Raw genomic sequence first — 17,510 nt, forward strand, 5'->3', positions numbered from 1 at the left:
AGTAAAGCGCTCTAATAGTTATACTTAACCTTATTAATCACTCGCTGAATCATATTCAATGGATTGAATGTCTTCTTTCCTTTTCTTTTATTCGCAATACTTGAGAGGTTATCCTCTCTTTTGGCAATAATAACAGGACTAATGTAGCCATAACAGCCGCTTAGTTTAGGGATAGATAGCCATTTATCAATTGGAACGGCATAAGCGGTCTTCTTCATACTGCTAAGCAAGTCTCGAGCACGTAAGGGCGCGATACCATAGCAAACTGTTGGAAATGGTTTTTTCTCTTTTACATCAGAAACCTTAAATGGTTTCTCTGCATCGAGAACATAACTAAAGTTAGTAAAATTCACCAAGCCACAGCTTTTAATATAATTTAAAACGTCATCTTTAAGTAATCGTGAAGCGTCTTCAAGAAACTCGATATTATCTTCAATGATAATCGCTGGTTGGCCAAAAGCGATGACCTTTTCCCATGCTTGTGAGTGCGTCTTAAAACAACCAATTTCTCCTGCCATAATTGCTTTTTGACGAAACTTGTGAGAGTAACTCTCGTATTCTTTCTCAAGAGTTAGAAGATCATCATATGAATCTGAGTACACAAACTCGAAATCAATACCTTTAAGATAGTTTTGAATACGTGCTACTCGCTCATCATTACCCGTTGTAATGACAAACACTTTTAATGGTGTGCTACTACCCATTTCTACAGCTAACCCTCAGACAATTATGTGCTGCTCAATATAGTATCTACCGGCATAATGATTAGCAAGAATACTCCTTAATGTATTGCTCACCTTACTTACTAACGATATCAATCCTATTTCTGGCAACTTCCACAAAAAAATGTATTCCGTTGACCAATCTTTTGTTCTTGGAGAGCTTCGCCACACTCTGGACAAGGTTCGCCTGCTTTACCATAAACTTGTAGCTCTTGAGCAAAATAGCCTGGCTTTCCATCCGCTTGGGCGAAATCTTTAAGTGTGGTTCCACCTTGCTGAATCGCGATCTCTAGCGTTGCTTTAATATTCTCTACAAGCAACTGCCACTCTTTTATTGATAACTTACCTGCTGGCCGCGTCGGGTGAATGCGTGATTTGAACAGAGACTCATTGGCGTAGATGTTCCCGACTCCGACGACAACTTTATTGTCCATAATGAACTGCTTAATCGCGACACGCTTACCTTTGGCTCTCTCCGCTACGTAGTCCGCGTTGAACTCTTCGGTCAAAGGCTCAGGTCCCATATGTTCCAGAACCGCATGTGACTCGTTTAGCGCGCACCAAAGCCATGCTCCAAAGCGGCGCGGATCGTTATAACGTAGCACTTTGCCATTGGTCAGTTTGAGATCAACATGATCATGCTTTGCGGCAGGGAAATCCGCATCCAACACACGAAGCGATCCCGACATACCCAAATGAACAATCGCCGTTCCTTTGTCCGTTTCAATCAATAAATACTTTGCCCGACGAGAAATATTCCGGACGACCTGCCCCTCAAGTTGTTTCAGCTCTTGAGGAATATCCCAGCGCAGCTTCGGAGTTCGAAACACGAAAGCCTTGATCGTTTGACCAATTAAATGTGGGCTGATCCCCATTCTACTGACTTCTACTTCTGGTAATTCTGGCATGAGCATCTCCTTAACTGCATTGAGGTAAGCATTTCACTTAATGAAAAAATGGGGAAACCAAAATAGTTTAAGCCATAAGCCATAAGCCATAAGCCATAAGCCACTCTAGCTTATTTAGGCATGAGGTAGTTATCATCAACGGAAATGGCAATCCACTTCCCTTGCCAGTTGCTGAATACCCAAAAATTATCAAGGCGATAGAATGTAATACGCTGAGGCTCTTCCAAATCTTGGTACCAGATTTCTATACTTTCTGGAGCTGAAAGACGAGGTTTTAGTTGTTCATATTGATTTTGCGAAAGCTCGGTCCCTTTCAACGCTTGCCAGCGCTCGATAATCGCTTGTGCCGGAATGGTTGCTTTAAGGTTTGATTGCCAATCTCCATTTTGCTTTTCTAAATCCCACCCAGAAAAATAAATCGCTTTAACAACATGATCCGTTCTAAGCAAACTTGGATAAGGATCCATTGGTTCATCAATAAGATAGGTTTTGATCCATGTTGGCGCATTTAGGATCACCATAAAGGCAATAATGCTTAATATGAGAATATTGTTCCAACGACGACGGCGAGCCGGACTTACGCGCATAGCCACTCCTAATCTCTTGTAGTTAGAGACAAACTACCAAAGAGTGTCAATTTTGACTAGGACATCTGCAACGTCGAGATGCAAAGTGAATGTATGCAAACCAGAAATACACCCAAAGTGCTGCACAAATAAGTCATTTGCAAAAAGCAAAGAGGGATACGAGAGATACGAGAGATACGAGAGATACGAGAGATACGAGAGATACGAGAGAAGAAGTTAAGGAATTTCAGATAATAAAAAACCCAGCTCGAAAGCTGGGTTTTTCAATTTGTCAAAGAGACAAAATCAATTACTTGATTTTAGCTTCTTTGTACATAACGTGCTGGCGTACAACTGGATCAAATTTCTTGATCTCAAATTTGCCTGGCATGTTACGCTTGTTCTTATCAGTTGTGTAGAAGTGGCCTGTACCTGCTGAAGATACTAGACGGATTTTCTCACGAACGCCTTTCTTTGCCATTGCCTATTTCCTCTTAAACGTTTTCGCCACGTGCACGGATATCAGCAAGAACAGTATCAATACCTTTCTTGTCGATGATGCGCATACCTTTTGCAGTAAGGCGTAGTTTAACAAAACGTTTTTCGCTCTCTACCCAGAAACGATGAGTTTGTAGGTTCGGCAGAAAACGACGCTTAGTAGCATTTCGTGCGTGTGAACGGTTGTTACCCGTTACTGGACGCTTACCAGTTACTTGGCATACTCGTGACATGAATGTCTTCTCCAAAATCGTTTCAGCTCGATATCAACCTTGGTGGCCGAACCTCTCTATTTCATGAAAGAAGTTTGAGGTTAAGAACCGCTATGGAAAATCCATACAAGGCTATCAAAGGTCGCGCATTATACTAACTTGATATGCATTGCTCAAGACCCGAACAGATCCTTTTTACAGGTTTTCGTGATCTTTTTTTAAACAGCAGATTTTTTCTAGCAGTTCAAGCTGAATTCAGTTAAAAATTTAGTGGCGAGGATGATAGCAGATTTTTAGCAACTAACAACCTAAAAAATGCACAACTATATCCATCCTCTCTCAGCAAAAGAGACGCTCTCCCCATCTCCGATAACGAAATGGTCCAAAATGCGAATATCCACCAGCGCCAATGCATCAATTAACCGACGTGTGATTCGCCTATCGGCTTGGCTAGGCTCTGCGACTCCAGAGGGATGATTGTGTGCAAGGATGAGCGCCGCAGCATTATGGTGCAAAGCCCGCTTGACCACTTCTCTTGGATACACAGAGGCTGCATCCAACGTCCCTTCGAATAAAATTTCATCGTTTATGACTCGATGCTGGTTATCCAAAAATAGAACATAAAACGCTTCTCTATGGCGGTCACGCAATATAGAAGACAGATATAACTTCGTTTGAACGGGGTTGGTTAACGCATCACCTCGCTTTAATGTCTCCGCTAAATAACGTTGAGTCATTTCCAATACGGCTTGCAATTGAACATATTTGGCTTGCCCTAACCCTTTGTGTTGGCAAAATTCTTTTTCTGTTGCCGAAAATAATTGCCTTAACGTGCCAAAATCTTGAATCAAAAAGTCAGCAAGTTCGATGACATTCATTCCATGCGTTCCTGTACGCAAAAAAATCGCTAATAACTCCGCGTCAGATAACGCTTGGGGGCCACGAGCAAGTAATTTTTCTCTCGGCATGGAATCTACTGGAAAAGATTTCAGAGTCATTAGAACCTCAGGCAAATAAACAAAGCTCCATTCCACCTGAGATCATTAAAAAGTCGAGTGTGCCATCCTCTTTCTTCGTTCAAGTTTTTATTTTTATGTAATCAAGCGGTTCATCAACTACCACCATTTTCGAGTAAGCAATCCCCTCATATAACGTCTTTCTTTTTTCGATGGGTACTCATGCTTACTCAATGTAGAGGTAATCATTTATCTCTATTAGTTTGATTTAGGTAAACCTCTTGACTGATTTGCCTGAGCGATGGGCACGCAACTTATGCTAAAATTCTCGCCAGAAAAATTGGAGATCTCACATGCAAACACTAGCAGGAAAGAAAATTCTACTCGGCATCAGTGGCGGTATTGCTGCCTATAAATGTGCAGAGCTAACCCGTCGCCTAATAGAAAGAGGCGCCCAAGTTCAAGTCGTCATGACCAAAGCAGCAAAAGAGTTCATTACACCTTTGACCATGCAAGCGGTCTCCGGCCGTCCAGTGTCTGATAGCTTACTAGACCCAGCGGCAGAAGCTTCGATGGGTCATATTGAGCTGGCAAAATGGGCTGACCTTGTACTACTTGCGCCAGCAACCGCGGATCTCATAGCGCGCATGTCAGCGGGAATGGGGAATGATTTACTGACTACGCTTGTGCTTGCAACCGATTCACCAGTGGCGGTTTCTCCAGCAATGAATCAACAGATGTACCGCAATATCGCCACGCAAGAAAACATTGCGACACTCGCGCGCCGTGGTATGCACATTTGGGGACCGGCTGCTGGCGAACAAGCCTGCGGTGATATCGGTCCTGGTCGAATGCTAGAACCGATGCAATTGGTCAACTTGTGTGAACAATTCTTCCAACCAAAGGTATTGGACGGTCGAGCAATCTTGATCACCGCAGGTCCAACGCGTGAAGCTATCGACCCAGTTCGCTACATCACCAACCATAGCTCAGGAAAAATGGGTTACGCATTAGCTAATGCAGCGGCACAAATGGGGGCAAACGTAACCTTAATTAGTGGTCCCGTGAACCTGAGCGCACCAGCAGGTGTGAAGCGCATCAACGTGGATAGCGCTCAAGAAATGCACGATGCCGTTATCGCTCACGCCGCTAGTCACGATGCATTCATTAGTTGTGCCGCGGTTGCAGATTATCGTCCGGAAGAAATTGCGTCTCAAAAATTGAAAAAGACTGCAAGCAACGATCACATGACCATCAAAATGGTCAAAAACCCTGATATTGTGGCGACCGTTGCCGCGATGACCCAGCAACGTCCATTTACGGTTGGCTTTGCCGCTGAAACAAACGACGTTGAAACCTATGCTCGCGGTAAATTAGTGAGAAAGAATCTGGATATGATTTGTGCTAACGATGTTTCCGTTGAAGGGCAAGGCTTTAACAGCAGTGATAACGCCATTACTCTATTCTGGCCACAAGGCGAGTTAGCATTAGCGTTGGCATCAAAAGAAGCATTAAGCATCTCCATTTTGGAAAAAATGCACGAACTAATGTCATTACCGCCAGAGGCATAAAGTCGCATTCGGTCTAACTAAAAACTGGCACAATTTTGCTATAAACATGACAAGTGAGGGTGTTAAACCTCCCATTCCCCCCTCACGAGTCTAGTGTGATGCCAAAGAGCGCCTTATAATCCCCTGCGCTCAACTTTTATTTTCAAAGGAAACAATTAATGGCCGGCAGTAAAAAATCCAATCGTCGTGAAGAGATCTTGCAAGCACTCGCACAGATGCTTGAATCTACAGAGGGCGCTTCACGCATTACTACGGCAAAACTGGCAAAACAAGTCGGCGTCTCAGAAGCCGCGTTATATCGCCACTTTCCAAGTAAAGCTCGCATGTTTGAGGGCTTGATTGAGTTTATTGAAGAAGCTTTGATGACTCGAATCAACCGAATTTTAGACGATGAGAAAGACACATTAGAGCGAATTCGTATGGTAATGCACCTGATCCTTGCATTCTCAGAACGTAACCCAGGCCTGACACGTATTCTTTCTGGCCATGCTTTAATGTTTGAAAATGAACGCCTACGTGAACGAATTAACCAATTGTTCGAACGTATTGAAACTCAACTGCGTCAGATCCTACGTGAACGTAAGATCCGTGAGGGCAAATCTTTTCCGGTTGAGGAACGTATTCTAGCCGCTCAGATCCTTGGACAAGTTGAAGGTAGTTTAAACCGCTTCGTTCGCAGCGACTTTAAGTACCAACCTACCGCTAACTTTGATGAGTACTGGGCTCTCCTTAGCGCACAAATCAAGTAGAGACTATGAGTAAAGAAAAATACACGCAACCCGAGTTTTCTCTTTCCCTTCTCCATCCTCGAAATTGGGGTGTTTGGCTCGGGTTTGGCTTATTAGCCATTGTGGTCAACATTCTTCCATATCGCTTATTGCTGTCCCTAGGCCGAACCATCGGTCACTTTGGTATGCGATACGGCAAAAAGCGGGTTCATATCGCCACACGCAACCTTGAATTGGCTTTCCCTGAAAAAACTCAGGAAGAGATCCAACACATCGTTGAAGAAAATTTCAAAAATACCGGAATGGCATTGATTGAAACGGGCATTACTTGGTTTTGGCCAACCTGGCGCTTTAAAAACCTGATCATCGAAAAAGATCTTGTCGCACTGCGTGAGAAAGCAGCTGAGGGTAAAGGTGTGCTGCTGTGTTGTGTGCATGCTCTAAACTTAGAAATCACGGCGCGTGCGTTTGCGGTACTTGGCGTCGCAGGTTACGGAGCATTTCGACCACACAATAACCCTGCGTACAACTTCATTCAGTATTGGGGGCGCACGCATAACGGCAATAAACTCATCGATCGGAAAGACGTCAAACAGATGATCCGCGTTCTTCGCAGTGGCGAGCGTTTGTTCTACTTACCAGATCACGACTACGGACGTAACAAATCCGTATTTGTGCCTTTCTTCGCAATCAAGGATGCATGTACTACCACTGGTACTAGCATTCTGGCTTACACGTCTAAGTGCGCTATCATTCCGGGCTCTGGTTTCCGCAATAAAGATGGCAAATACGAAATCATCGCTGATAAGTGCATCGAAGCTGACTATCCGAAAAAAGACGAAGTCGCGGCAGCGGCCTACATGAACACCTTTGTGGAAGAAGTGATTTTGCGCGCTCCAGAACAATGGATGTGGCTACACAAACGCTATAAGACAATGGCAGATAAGAATGCCCAAAAAGGCATTCGCTACAAGTAAGTGATAAAGACAAAAGAAAGGGGCTGATGGATATCCACCAGCCCCTTTTTCTTTAATGATGAAAGAACAATTAAATGCCGTATTCTGCGCGGTACGCTTTAACAGACTCTAGGTGCTCTGCTGCATCACCTTTCTCTTCAAGGTAAGTGATCAAATCAGACAGGCTGACAATAGAAATCACGGCACAGCCAAAATCACGTTCCACTTCTTGAATCGCAGACAGCTCGCCTTTGCCTTTCTCTTGACGGTCAATGGCAACCAGCACGCCAGCCAAGTCTGCACCGTTCGCTTGGATGATTTCCATTGATTCACGAATAGCCGTTCCCGCTGTGATGACGTCATCCACTAGCATGATTCGACCGTCAAGCGCTGAACCCACAAGGTTGCCACCTTCGCCGTGGTCTTTAGCTTCTTTACGGTTGAAGCAGTAAGGCGTGTCGATGTCGTGGTGATCCGCTAGCGCTACTGCTGTTGTAGTCGCAATTGGAATACCTTTGTAAGCCGGGCCAAACAGTACATCAAATTCGATGCCTGAGTCAGCAAGCGCTGCCGCGTAAAAGCGGCCTAGTCGCGCTAGATCACGACCCGTATTGAAAAGACCAGCGTTAAAGAAGTATGGGCTCTTACGGCCTGATTTCAAAGTAAACTCACCAAACTTAAGAACTTGTTTCTCAAGTGCAAACTCAATAAATTCACGCTGGTATGCTTTCATTATTCTCTCTCAATTTTCACTGTGTAAATATAATTCTTACCCTAGGTCCTAGGCCCTAGCAATAGGCAAAAAATAGCTTCCTTTCTAGGGAAGCTACTTAAAATAATTAATTTTCTAACGCCGCTTTCTGAGCTGCGACAATTTCCGTAATACCGATTTTCGCCGACTCTAACAATGCCATCAGCTGCTCATGACTGAACGGTTCACCCTCTGCGGTGCCCTGAATTTCAATCATCTTACCTTCTTCCGTCATCACCACGTTCATGTCGGTATCGGCTGCTGAATCTTCCACGTACTCAAGGTCACACAGAACATCCTCACCAAGCAGACCGACAGAAACAGCCGCTACGTGACCTTTCATTGGGTTTGCTTTTAGTTTGCCACTATCAATCAGGTGTTGGAACGCGTCAGCCATTGCCACGCTTGCGCCACTAATAGAAGCAGTACGAGTACCGCCATCGGCTTGGATAACATCACAGTCAACCGTGATCATGAACTCACCCATCGCTTTCAAATCGACAACAGCGCGTAAGCTACGTGCGATAAGACGTTGGATTTCCATCGTACGGCCACCTTGTTTACCGTTCGCGGCTTCACGACGAGTACGTGAGTGGGTCGCTCGAGGTAGCATGCCATACTCAGCCGTGATCCAACCTTTACCTTGGCCTTTTAACCAACGAGGCACAGATTCTTCTACGGTCGCATTACACAACACTTTGGTGTTACCGAACTCAACTAACACTGAACCCTCAGCGTAAGCCGTGTAGTTACGAGTAATTTTGATTGGGCGAACTTGGTCCGCCTTGCGATCGTTTGGACGCATGGGCATCTACCTTAATTAATGAGGAGAAGACGATTTGGTTGGGCGCAGATTATAACGGAATCGTTTAAATAAAGCTATCTGGTCGAACAGACCACAGATTCTCAAAGCGACTCACGTCTTGCTGTGCTACTATTGCGGGGTAATTTTCAGCAAAATTTGAGACAGGAAAATTCAATGATTTACAGTATGACAGCGTATGCACGCAAAGAAGTAAAAAGCGATTGGGGCTCTGCAGTATGGGAAATCCGCAGTGTAAACCAGCGTTATCTAGAAACTTACTTTCGCATGCCAGAACAGTTTCGTGCACTTGAGCCAGTATTGCGTGAGCGTTTCCGTAAGCGCCTAGCTCGCGGTAAAGTAGAATGTAGCTTGCGTTTTGAAGCAAACCCTGCGGCAAAAGCGGAACTGAGCATCAATGAAACATTAGCTCAACAGGTGATTAAAGCAGCAGAGCAAGTGATGCACATGACAGGTGAACTTAGCCGCATCAATCCATTCCAAGTGATGCAATGGCCTGGTGTGATGGAAACGCCTGAACAAAACATGGATGAAATTAACAAACAACTACTTAGTGCATTTGACGAAGCGATTGACGAATTCATCGAAGCTCGTGGACGCGAAGGCGATAATATGAAAGCGCTGATCGAACAACGCTTGGAAGCGATTACGTCAGAAGTTGTGAAAGTTCGTGCTCGTATGCCTGAAATTCTAGAGTGGCAGCGTGAGCGCCTATTCTCTAAGTTTGAAGATGCAAAAGTTGAACTCGACCCATCACGTGTAGAGCAAGAGCTGATTCTGTTGGCTCAGAAATCCGACGTGGCAGAAGAACTAGACCGTTTAGACTCTCATGTGAAAGAAACCACGAATATCCTGAAAAAAGGTGGCTCTGTGGGTCGTCGTTTAGATTTTATGATGCAAGAATTCAACCGTGAATCTAACACACTAGCATCAAAATCGATCAGCACCGATATCACCGCATCGGGTGTTGAACTTAAAGTTCTGATCGAGCAAATGAGAGAACAGATCCAGAACATTGAGTAATTTCAATATTTTAATGTTTAGCATTTAACTAAAAGGCTCTGATACAGAGCCTTTTTCTTTACCTAACCCATTAATATTCAAAGTGTTAAAATAAGATTGCTTAGTTAGGTATCGCTTTTTCATTGATAAGTATTAGAGTTAAAGAGAAAGAGGCAACTCGAAGAACTTCCTATTTCCCGAAAAACAAAAGGACATACAATGAAAAAAGCAATCGCCATACTCATTAGCAGTGTAGTGCTGTCCGCTTCTGTCCTCGCTTCAGAGAACACCATTGATCAACAAGGCATGCTAGCAACTAGTGGTGGATTCGATGGCCCAAGCCAAAATGATACGCTGAATACCGTCGAAGATGTCATGAACGCAGATTGGTTAGTTGATGGTAACAAAGTCACTCTTATCGGCCATATCACCATGTCGTTAGGTAACGAACAATACACATTCGCAGATAAAACAGGTCAAATGACGATTGAAATCGACGATGACGAGTGGGACGGACAAAACATCACGCCAAAAGACCAAGTTAAAATAGTCGGTGAAATCGATAAAAATGACAGCGCCAACGCGGTCGATGTGGATTGGATTCGAATTCTTAACAAGCGTTGAGTATTTTCCTAGCTTATTCAAATACCCATAATTAAGCCCAAAACTCAGTGCGGTTTAGGGCTTAATTTTATGACTCGGCATCTGTTGGCCACAACAGATGCCCATTTACTTATCCCTCAAATAGGAGTGAGCCGAAAATCGTCACCGATGGGTTCTCTTATTGGCAAGTCTCTAAACTATTTAATATTACTGCCAATGTACTGAATACATACTCAGCTCTAAGCATTGAGTTTCTTCATACAATGTTCGCATACCATTATTTCTCTCTCTTCCGGTTTCACTCGAAAGCGTTGCCAGAAATGAGGTTCCGCTTTGGTCACAAAAATACCGCCCAGTAATGGCAGCAACAGGGCACCAGATACCAACGACAGGCTGTTGCCTGTAATCCATGTAGAGAGACTCAGCGCAATTAATGGGAAAAAGAGAAAGCAGATCGATGCTGTAAACGGCGTCGAAACTTGCCCCAACTTAAAGTAGGCCACAATGCCGCCTACGCTAGCAAACATGCCCAAGTAAATCACTGCTGCAATGGAGTCTATTGAGAACTGAGAGATGTTTGGTTGCTCTACAATCAATGAGGTAATAAACAGCAGCGCTGAGGCGACAAAGCTTGGAAATGCGTTGTATGTAAGCACCGGAATGCCTTTACAGAACTTTTCAACAAATACATACATCACTGCATGCATAATGACTGCGCCACCTAAAGCGAGAAAACCGAATAAATAATCCTCTCCGCCTAAACTCATTTCTTTCACTAAAATCAGAATTAAACTGAGCACTGCAACCAAAAGTCCAGCAATCTGAGATTTACGTAACCGAAGTCCAAGAAACAAGCTCGACGTCACCATGACAGCAATAGGCATATTGGCAAAGATGATCGAAGCAAGGCCCGATGAAATGTATTGTTCTCCAAAAATCATCAAGGTAAACGGTATCGCGAAATAGAAGACCGCGACAACGAACATCCAAAACATTTTTCCTTTAGGGAAAAAGAGCGGCTGTTTAAGATGATTAGCAAGCATGATTAATAATGGGGCAGCGATCAGAAAGCGCAGTCCGGTCGCAAAGATGGGCGGAATAGTTTGCACAGCTACCTCCATCGCAAACCAAGTAGTACCCCAAATCAAGCACACAGATACAAACAATATGATTGGTAGGTGTTTATACGTCATGATGGCCTCCCGCTTGTCGAGTGTTAACAAGGTTTAGCAGGCGCGCGGCAAAGTGCTCAGTACGAGCAATTAGTTTGGTTTTCATTTTTCATTCCCATCACAGGATGGTGCAAATAGATCGCTATTTACACGCGTAACAAATTCGCACGACATTACGTGCAGTAACATTGTTGGCAGCGAGATGCTGCGAGATAGGAATTAAGCTATCGGAGGACGATAGTGAGAGTGCATGTCTGCACTGTTGTAGAGCACGGTTTTGCTTACCGCCAGTTCATCTCTGTACGGAGCTTCATAAGATCGCAGCTGAGTTTCTACTACTGCGGTACCCGATGCGTGACCATGAGAACAACACTGCTTTTCAAAGCATGTTCCGCCCGGTTCGCAACAACCCGGCTCATCCTGTGTTGCATCGCCAAAGATCAAATCGCAATAGCTGATATGCAAAGGCTCAGCCGTCGTGATGTGGTTCACCATTGATGGTATTTCTGCGCGAGCAATACCGCTTGAAAGCACAAATGCAATCAAGACACTCAGCAGAAAATAAATTGTCGATGTGCTTTTCGCTCGCATCACAATATCTCATCAAACGGGTAAAAAAGGTTAGTGTGAAGATACTCATCAATCATGCAAGAAACAAGATGGCTTGAGATGACTTTACACTTTTTTACTCCCAAGCCATTTAATTGTGATTTCACGTCACATAAAAACGAAGCCTCACACAGGGTGAGGCTTAACATTATTCATCTTTTTCAGAGGTTTGATTATCGATATACGGCCAATAATGATGACCGACTCGGATAACCAAGGTTGCAGCAGCCAGAATAAACGCCGCTAACGAGAGCCACACTATCATCACAGAGTCGAGCTCTTTCATACCAAGCGTAATGTAGCGAGCAATGGCCATCATGGCGATGTAGATAGGGTATCGAACCGGTATCTTACCGTTCATCACAAACTGTCCGACCATAGCGAGCACTTCCAAGTAAATGAACATCAATAGGATGTCATCGAGTGCAACACGCTTTTGCACATAAATGTGGATAAACTCTTCCACCATCGCCCACACCGTGGCCAGCGTAATGGCAACCAAAAGTACGGCTTCAAGCAGATGAAATATTTTCAGAAATGGACGACTGAATGATTTAGGTAAATGGGACGGCATTGCAAACTATCCAAACAAATCAGGGAGTAAACTTCGATTGTAGCACGTGAAGTTAAATTCGATGAATACAGACGCGGAAGCTAAGATCAAAAACGCTCCGAATGATGCGGAGCGTTTCTATTTAGATAAAACGTTATTTACTTGGTGGCGTTACGCCACTTGCTGCTTTTTTTCTGCCACGCGTTTTTTCCTACGATACTTAGGGTGAGTGATCGGAATCGCAGACAGAAGCTTCTTGGTGTAATCGTTTTGAGGGTTCGCGTAAATTTCTCTCGCATTACCCGCCTCTACCACTTTGCCAAAATACATCACTGCCACTTTATCAGACACATGCTTCACCACTGATAAGTCATGGGAGATAAAGATAATTGCTAGATTCATCTCTTGCTGCAGTTGCAATAACAAGTTTAGGATTTGCGCTTGAACTGATACGTCCAACGCTGACACCGACTCATCACAAATCAGCAGTTTAGGCTTAAGGGCAATCGCTCGAGCAATACCAATACGCTGGCGCTGACCACCAGAAAATTCATGTGGATAACGGTTAACTGCCGTTTCTGGCAAACCGACTTTGACCAGCAGTTCTTTTACCCACTGCTTGCGCTCTGCCGGTGTACCAATCTTGTGAATCACAAATGGTTCTTCGAGAATCATGCCGATCGTATGGCGCTGATTGAGCGACTCCATTGGATCTTGAAAGACAATCTGCATATCTTTACGCAGTGGACGCATGTCCTTGACGGATAACTTGGTGATGTCTTTTCCCTCAAAGAAAATTTGCCCCTCTGTCGGCTCATACAACTTTAAAATTGTGCGACCTAAGGTACTTTTCCCGCAACCAGACTCACCCACGAGACCAAGTGTTTCTCCCTCACTGACCGACAGCGATACACCGTCTACCGCTTTAATCGTATAACCTTTCTTAAACAGCCCCTTTCCAGATACAAAGTGCTGCTTAAGATTTTCAATTCTTAATACTTCTTTTGCCATAACATCCTCTTTTATGACTTGTTCACTTTGCACCAGTTAGCTAGCAAACATACTGGCATCAATCGGTTTAATGTCGATCATCTGCTTAGGTTCATTGTCTAAGCTTGGCATCAAGCCCATCAAACGCTCTGTGTACGGATGCTGTGGATTATCGAACAGATCGAAAATCTCTGCCTTTTCAACAATGCGTCCACCGTACATCACGGCCACGTCATCACACACTTCTGCGACGACACCGAGATCATGAGTAATGAAGATCATCGCCATGCCCGTCTCTTCTTGAAGCTCATTCATTAACTCAAGAATAGACGCCTGAACCGTGACATCCAGTGCTGTCGTTGGTTCATCACAAATCAGAATGTCGGGTTTACATGCTAATGCCATCGCAATCATCACACGCTGACGCATACCACCAGATAAGTTGTGCGGGTACTCATTCAAGCGTTTCTCTGGCATTGGAATTTTCACTTTCGCCAGCATTTCAATGGCGTAAGCTTCACGGTCTTTTTTACCCAATTCCGGGCGATGCAGCTCTAACACTTCACAGAGCTGACGACCAATAGAGTGTACAGGGTTCAGTGCCGTCATCGGGTCTTGGAAGATAATAGAGATGCGCTCACCACGCATGGCATACATTTCTGCCGCTGGGAGCGTAACGAGGTTGGTACCTCGATAATTAACTTCACCGTTGACGATATTGCCATACGGCTTAGGCAGCAGACCCATGATCGACATGGATGTCACGCTCTTACCGCTGCCTGATTCACCAACTAGGCCAAGCGTACGACCAGCGCGAACATCAAAGTTCACACCGTGCAACACTTTTACCGGGCCATCGTCAGTGATGAACTCCACTTCTAAATCTTTAACGCTTAGGATTACATCGTTTTCCATAACACATCCTTACAGCTTGTATCTGTCATCAACAGCAATAACTGGATCAAACGTTTTGCCTGATTTCATCGCTTTTTGAGTTGCTTTTTTCATGTCTTCGTCAAGCCAGAACACGCCTAGACCTGGCGAGAAAGAGCTTGGGAATAAAGACGCTGAACGCTTTGTCATTGGACTCTCAGGATATTGCATCCAGCGCCAATGCCCTTCTCGAGTATATGGCACCATATAACCCGGAACGATGACAGAAGCGTCGATAACCTTAGATTGGATTTGGCGCGAAAGTGCCCGTTTTTTATCAAGGTCGAATTCCCCTTTAAACGCCATAATCAACTCGTCAAGCTCAGGTGAGCTATAATTCGTGTGATTATTTGGCTGCGGTTTATTCGCATTAAATGAGTGGAAATACTCCCAGTAAGCAGGGACTTCTGCCGTTCCCATGGTCAAAAATGCCACTTCATGCTTTTTATTCAAGATGTATTTAAAAGCAGAAGACCCATCCACGAGGTTCAGTGTGTACTCTAAGCCCGCTAGCTTAGCTTGCTCTTTCAAGTAAGACATTCGAGGGGTATGCGTCGGGAAACTGTAAGTAATAGCAAAGCTCAAACGCTGACCTTTTTCATTCATACGAATGCCGTCTTCGCCGACCTTATCAAAACCAGCTTTAACGAAATACTCCACGGCTTTTTCAGGTTCAAACGTAGGTGCTTCAACATCGGTCAAATCATATTCCCCACGACCAACACCAAGCGGGTTTGGTTTGCGAACGTAATCACCTCGAGTGAGTTTCTCGATCATACCGTCAAAGTCACTGGCCAACGTAATGCCTTTACGAACATTGATATCGCCCAACATTGGCTTAGCGGTATTGAGCCAAAGGCCACCAGCCCCCTCTGGATATTGGTTATAGCCCCAGAATTTATTGATATAGCCTTTTTGATACGGCGCAGACTGACTCTTGTCGTGCCACAATGTCGGCATGATCAATCCAAACGAATCCAGTTTACCTTTCTCAAAGTGCTTCATCGCAATATCTGCATCACGAATGACAGTAAAGCGAACTTTCTCAACGTTATAACGATTTTTGTAGTAGGCATTTGAATAGCCCCACCAATCTTCACCGACGTGCTTAAACGTAACGCTCTTACCTTTTTTCACTTTATCTAGGTAATAAGCAAACGTGGTCGGTTCACTCTTAAAGTTATACTTGCGAACAAAATTGTCGTCGATACCATCACCATTCTCATCTTTAGATGGGTTGGCATAAAAATGAGCAGGACGAGGGGTCAAAGAGCCTAGCGTATACAACAAATCTTCTTGGTTTTTCTCTGAGCCAGAAACGAAAGCCAAAGTGTGGTCATCGTATTTGATGACATCAGCGATCACATTGGTGTAGAACTCGTTATACCATGGTGCCACGATATCTTTAGAACGATAGAACTTAAGCATGAACACAAAGTCATCTGCGGTCACAGGCTTGCCGTCAGACCATTGAGCTTTAGGGTTCAATTTGAAATAGACGGTTTTATTATCTGAACCAAACGCCCATTCGTTGGCAAGATCCGGAATCCACTCCAATGTATCTGGGTGTAAACTGACAAGGTTTGGCACATCATCAGCAAACCATCCACGAAACCCTGAGTTTGCATCTGGCCCTACACTGCGTAGTGTTTGTGGAAAGCTATTTACATAGGTTCGGTAAGTGCCACCAAACTTCGCATCTTCTGAGGCAAATAGGGGCTCATCCCAATTTGTTTGCCAATTTAAGTCTGTCGGTAGCGTTGCTGACATCACGCCAAAACTCAAAGCACTGAGCATCGGTGCTAAAAATAATTTGTTCATAAAACTTCCCTTTTTTATGTTCTTCTCACTGTGCTAGTCAAAGCATTGCCGTTAAGCCTTTACGGTAAAGCATCATTGCTCAACCAACGGTATCAAACATAGCGTGTGAATTTTTTCGGGTCGAATGCCGCTCGGATAGCTTCGCCAATGAAAGTCACCATGACCAAAACCAAGACAATCGAGCTAACAACGGATGCAACAATCCATGGAGAATCCAAATTCGACTTACCCTGTTGCAACAACTCACCCCAACTTGGTGTTGGCGGCATCAAGCCAAGGCCAAGGTAGTCTAGAGCCGTTAGCGCGGTGATGTTTGCCGCAATAGTAAATGGCGCCAACGTCACGATCATAACCATGGTATTAGGTAAAATGTGATTAAACAAAATACGTCCGGTCGATGCTCCTAACGCACGAGCAGCCATAACGTATTCACGAGCAGATTCTTTATAGGTCATGGTCCGCATATACCAAGTCATCCCCATCCACCCAAACAATACGTTAATCGCGACAAACAAAGTAAAGGTGGGATGTACGATAGAGACTAAGATCATGATGACGTACAAAAATGGCACCATAGACCAAATTTCAATCAAGCGTTGAACAAACAGATCGAACTTGCCGCCCCAAAAGCCCATCGCACAACCGACGGCAGTACCGATTGCATACGACACGGCCATCGTTATCAATGCAAAACCCATTGCCGTTCGAAAACCGTAAACAAGACGAGCCAAAATATCTCGACCGATCACATCCGTTCCCAAATAGTGCTTATTCTCAGCATTAGGAGCTGTCGGCGGGAAGTCACCACTGAAGTCTTGTTCATAAGGGTTCCAAGGAACGATTGGCAGAATAACGAAGTTATCCCCTCCTTCCGCTTCGAACACTTTTTGCAATTCTCGATAATTCGCTTCACTTGAAGACGCTTGGCCAAATTCGCTGCCTAAACGGACGTCACTCACAACCGGAAAGTAATAGCTGCCGTCGTATTTGACGACCAATGCTTTGCTATTGATCAGCAGTTCTGCAAAAAGAGATAAAACTAACATGGTGGTCAAAATCAAAAATGACCAATAACCGCGTTTGATTTCTTTAAAGTGACGGATCTTCTTTTGAGTTAACGGGCTAACTTTAATCAT

At 44.3% G+C, this 17,510-nt stretch carries 20 protein-coding genes; 5 read left to right on the top strand and 15 right to left on the bottom strand.

The genetic code is table 11. The features are described 5' to 3' along the window. Positions 1 to 11: 11 nt before the first annotated feature. The 6 genes from KHN78_RS06785 to radC all read right to left on the bottom strand — a co-directional run bounded on the left by KHN78_RS06785 (position 12) and on the right by radC (position 3,904). Positions 12 to 704, bottom strand: coding sequence for a glycosyltransferase family 25 protein (locus tag KHN78_RS06785; RefSeq protein ID WP_223917775.1), 693 nt, complete (start codon positions 702 to 704; stop codon positions 12 to 14). A 116-nt stretch (positions 705 to 820) separates the two neighbouring features. After that, positions 821 to 1,630: a bifunctional DNA-formamidopyrimidine glycosylase/DNA-(apurinic or apyrimidinic site) lyase gene (gene mutM / locus KHN78_RS06790; RefSeq protein WP_211915566.1), complete on the bottom strand. Its 810-nt coding sequence runs from the start codon at positions 1,628 to 1,630 to the stop codon at positions 821 to 823. Positions 1,631 to 1,740: 110 nt separating this feature from the next. Continuing rightward, positions 1,741 to 2,217, bottom strand: a complete 477-nt coding sequence (locus KHN78_RS06795; RefSeq protein WP_211915567.1) for a hypothetical protein — start codon at positions 2,215 to 2,217, stop codon at positions 1,741 to 1,743. 289 nt (positions 2,218 to 2,506) lie between these two features. Continuing rightward, positions 2,507 to 2,677, bottom strand: coding sequence for a 50S ribosomal protein L33 (gene rpmG, locus KHN78_RS06800; protein WP_004410866.1), 171 nt, complete (start codon positions 2,675 to 2,677; stop codon positions 2,507 to 2,509). A 13-nt stretch (positions 2,678 to 2,690) separates the two neighbouring features. Beyond that, positions 2,691 to 2,927 carry a 50S ribosomal protein L28 gene (gene rpmB, locus KHN78_RS06805; protein ID WP_005467944.1) on the bottom strand — a complete coding sequence of 79 codons (237 nt, stop codon included), beginning with the start codon at positions 2,925 to 2,927 and terminating at the stop codon, positions 2,691 to 2,693. A gap of 302 nt (positions 2,928 to 3,229) precedes the next feature. Then, a complete protein-coding gene (radC, locus tag KHN78_RS06810) occupies positions 3,230 to 3,904 on the bottom strand; it encodes a RadC family protein (protein ID WP_211916520.1) in 675 nt (224 codons plus the stop codon). Between the two features lie 311 nt (positions 3,905 to 4,215). Between radC and coaBC the strand changes: the two genes are divergently transcribed. The 3 genes from coaBC (at position 4,216) to KHN78_RS06825 (ending at position 7,138) form a co-directional block, all read left to right on the top strand. After that, complete coding sequence (gene coaBC / locus KHN78_RS06815; protein WP_211915568.1) at positions 4,216 to 5,433, top strand: bifunctional phosphopantothenoylcysteine decarboxylase/phosphopantothenate--cysteine ligase CoaBC; 1,218 nt, start codon at positions 4,216 to 4,218, stop codon at positions 5,431 to 5,433. 158 nt (positions 5,434 to 5,591) lie between these two features. Then, on the top strand, positions 5,592 to 6,182 hold the full coding sequence (gene slmA / locus KHN78_RS06820; protein WP_043046348.1) for a nucleoid occlusion factor SlmA: 591 nt from the start codon (positions 5,592 to 5,594) through the stop codon (positions 6,180 to 6,182). Between the two features lie 5 nt (positions 6,183 to 6,187). Continuing rightward, complete coding sequence (locus KHN78_RS06825) at positions 6,188 to 7,138, top strand: Kdo(2)-lipid IV(A) acyltransferase (RefSeq protein ID WP_211915569.1); 951 nt, start codon at positions 6,188 to 6,190, stop codon at positions 7,136 to 7,138. 70 nt (positions 7,139 to 7,208) lie between these two features. Here KHN78_RS06825 and pyrE read toward each other — a convergent pair whose 3' ends face one another. Both pyrE and rph read right to left on the bottom strand, forming a co-directional pair. Beyond that, positions 7,209 to 7,850: an orotate phosphoribosyltransferase gene (gene pyrE, locus KHN78_RS06830; RefSeq protein WP_211915570.1), complete on the bottom strand. Its 642-nt coding sequence runs from the start codon at positions 7,848 to 7,850 to the stop codon at positions 7,209 to 7,211. A 106-nt stretch (positions 7,851 to 7,956) separates the two neighbouring features. Beyond that, on the bottom strand, positions 7,957 to 8,673 hold the full coding sequence (gene rph / locus KHN78_RS06835) for a ribonuclease PH (protein ID WP_211915571.1): 717 nt from the start codon (positions 8,671 to 8,673) through the stop codon (positions 7,957 to 7,959). Positions 8,674 to 8,847: 174 nt separating this feature from the next. On the opposite strand from rph, the gene KHN78_RS06840 reads away from it, so the two are divergent. Both KHN78_RS06840 and KHN78_RS06845 read left to right on the top strand, forming a co-directional pair. Then, positions 8,848 to 9,714 (top strand): YicC/YloC family endoribonuclease, encoded by an 867-nt coding sequence (locus KHN78_RS06840; protein ID WP_211915572.1) that lies wholly within the window; start codon positions 8,848 to 8,850, stop codon positions 9,712 to 9,714. A 198-nt stretch (positions 9,715 to 9,912) separates the two neighbouring features. After that, complete coding sequence (locus tag KHN78_RS06845; protein ID WP_211915573.1) at positions 9,913 to 10,317, top strand: YgiW/YdeI family stress tolerance OB fold protein; 405 nt, start codon at positions 9,913 to 9,915, stop codon at positions 10,315 to 10,317. Positions 10,318 to 10,535: 218 nt separating this feature from the next. Here KHN78_RS06845 and KHN78_RS06850 read toward each other — a convergent pair whose 3' ends face one another. The 7 genes from KHN78_RS06850 to KHN78_RS06880 form a co-directional block, all read right to left on the bottom strand. Continuing rightward, on the bottom strand, positions 10,536 to 11,489 hold the full coding sequence (locus tag KHN78_RS06850) for a DMT family transporter (RefSeq protein ID WP_211915574.1): 954 nt from the start codon (positions 11,487 to 11,489) through the stop codon (positions 10,536 to 10,538). Positions 11,490 to 11,687: 198 nt separating this feature from the next. Further along, complete coding sequence (locus tag KHN78_RS06855) at positions 11,688 to 12,059, bottom strand: hypothetical protein (RefSeq protein ID WP_211915575.1); 372 nt, start codon at positions 12,057 to 12,059, stop codon at positions 11,688 to 11,690. A gap of 166 nt (positions 12,060 to 12,225) precedes the next feature. Further along, complete coding sequence (locus tag KHN78_RS06860) at positions 12,226 to 12,651, bottom strand: phosphate-starvation-inducible protein PsiE (RefSeq protein ID WP_128811972.1); 426 nt, start codon at positions 12,649 to 12,651, stop codon at positions 12,226 to 12,228. A 150-nt stretch (positions 12,652 to 12,801) separates the two neighbouring features. Beyond that, entirely contained in the window at positions 12,802 to 13,641 is an 840-nt protein-coding gene (locus KHN78_RS06865; RefSeq protein ID WP_211915576.1) for an ABC transporter ATP-binding protein, read from the bottom strand. 36 nt (positions 13,642 to 13,677) lie between these two features. Next, positions 13,678 to 14,535, bottom strand: a complete 858-nt coding sequence (locus tag KHN78_RS06870) for an ABC transporter ATP-binding protein (protein WP_211915577.1) — start codon at positions 14,533 to 14,535, stop codon at positions 13,678 to 13,680. 9 nt (positions 14,536 to 14,544) lie between these two features. Next, the gene (locus KHN78_RS06875; RefSeq protein ID WP_211915578.1) at positions 14,545 to 16,374 is read right to left on the bottom strand and encodes an extracellular solute-binding protein; all 1,830 of its coding nucleotides are present in this window, start codon (positions 16,372 to 16,374) and stop codon (positions 14,545 to 14,547) included. A 92-nt stretch (positions 16,375 to 16,466) separates the two neighbouring features. Further along, the gene (locus KHN78_RS06880) at positions 16,467 to 17,510 is read right to left on the bottom strand and encodes an ABC transporter permease (RefSeq protein WP_211915579.1); all 1,044 of its coding nucleotides are present in this window, start codon (positions 17,508 to 17,510) and stop codon (positions 16,467 to 16,469) included.

Origin of the sequence: Vibrio sp. B1REV9 (assembly GCF_905175395.2) — a bacterium.
Classification (GTDB): Bacteria; Pseudomonadota; Gammaproteobacteria; order Enterobacterales; family Vibrionaceae; genus Vibrio; species Vibrio alfacsensis.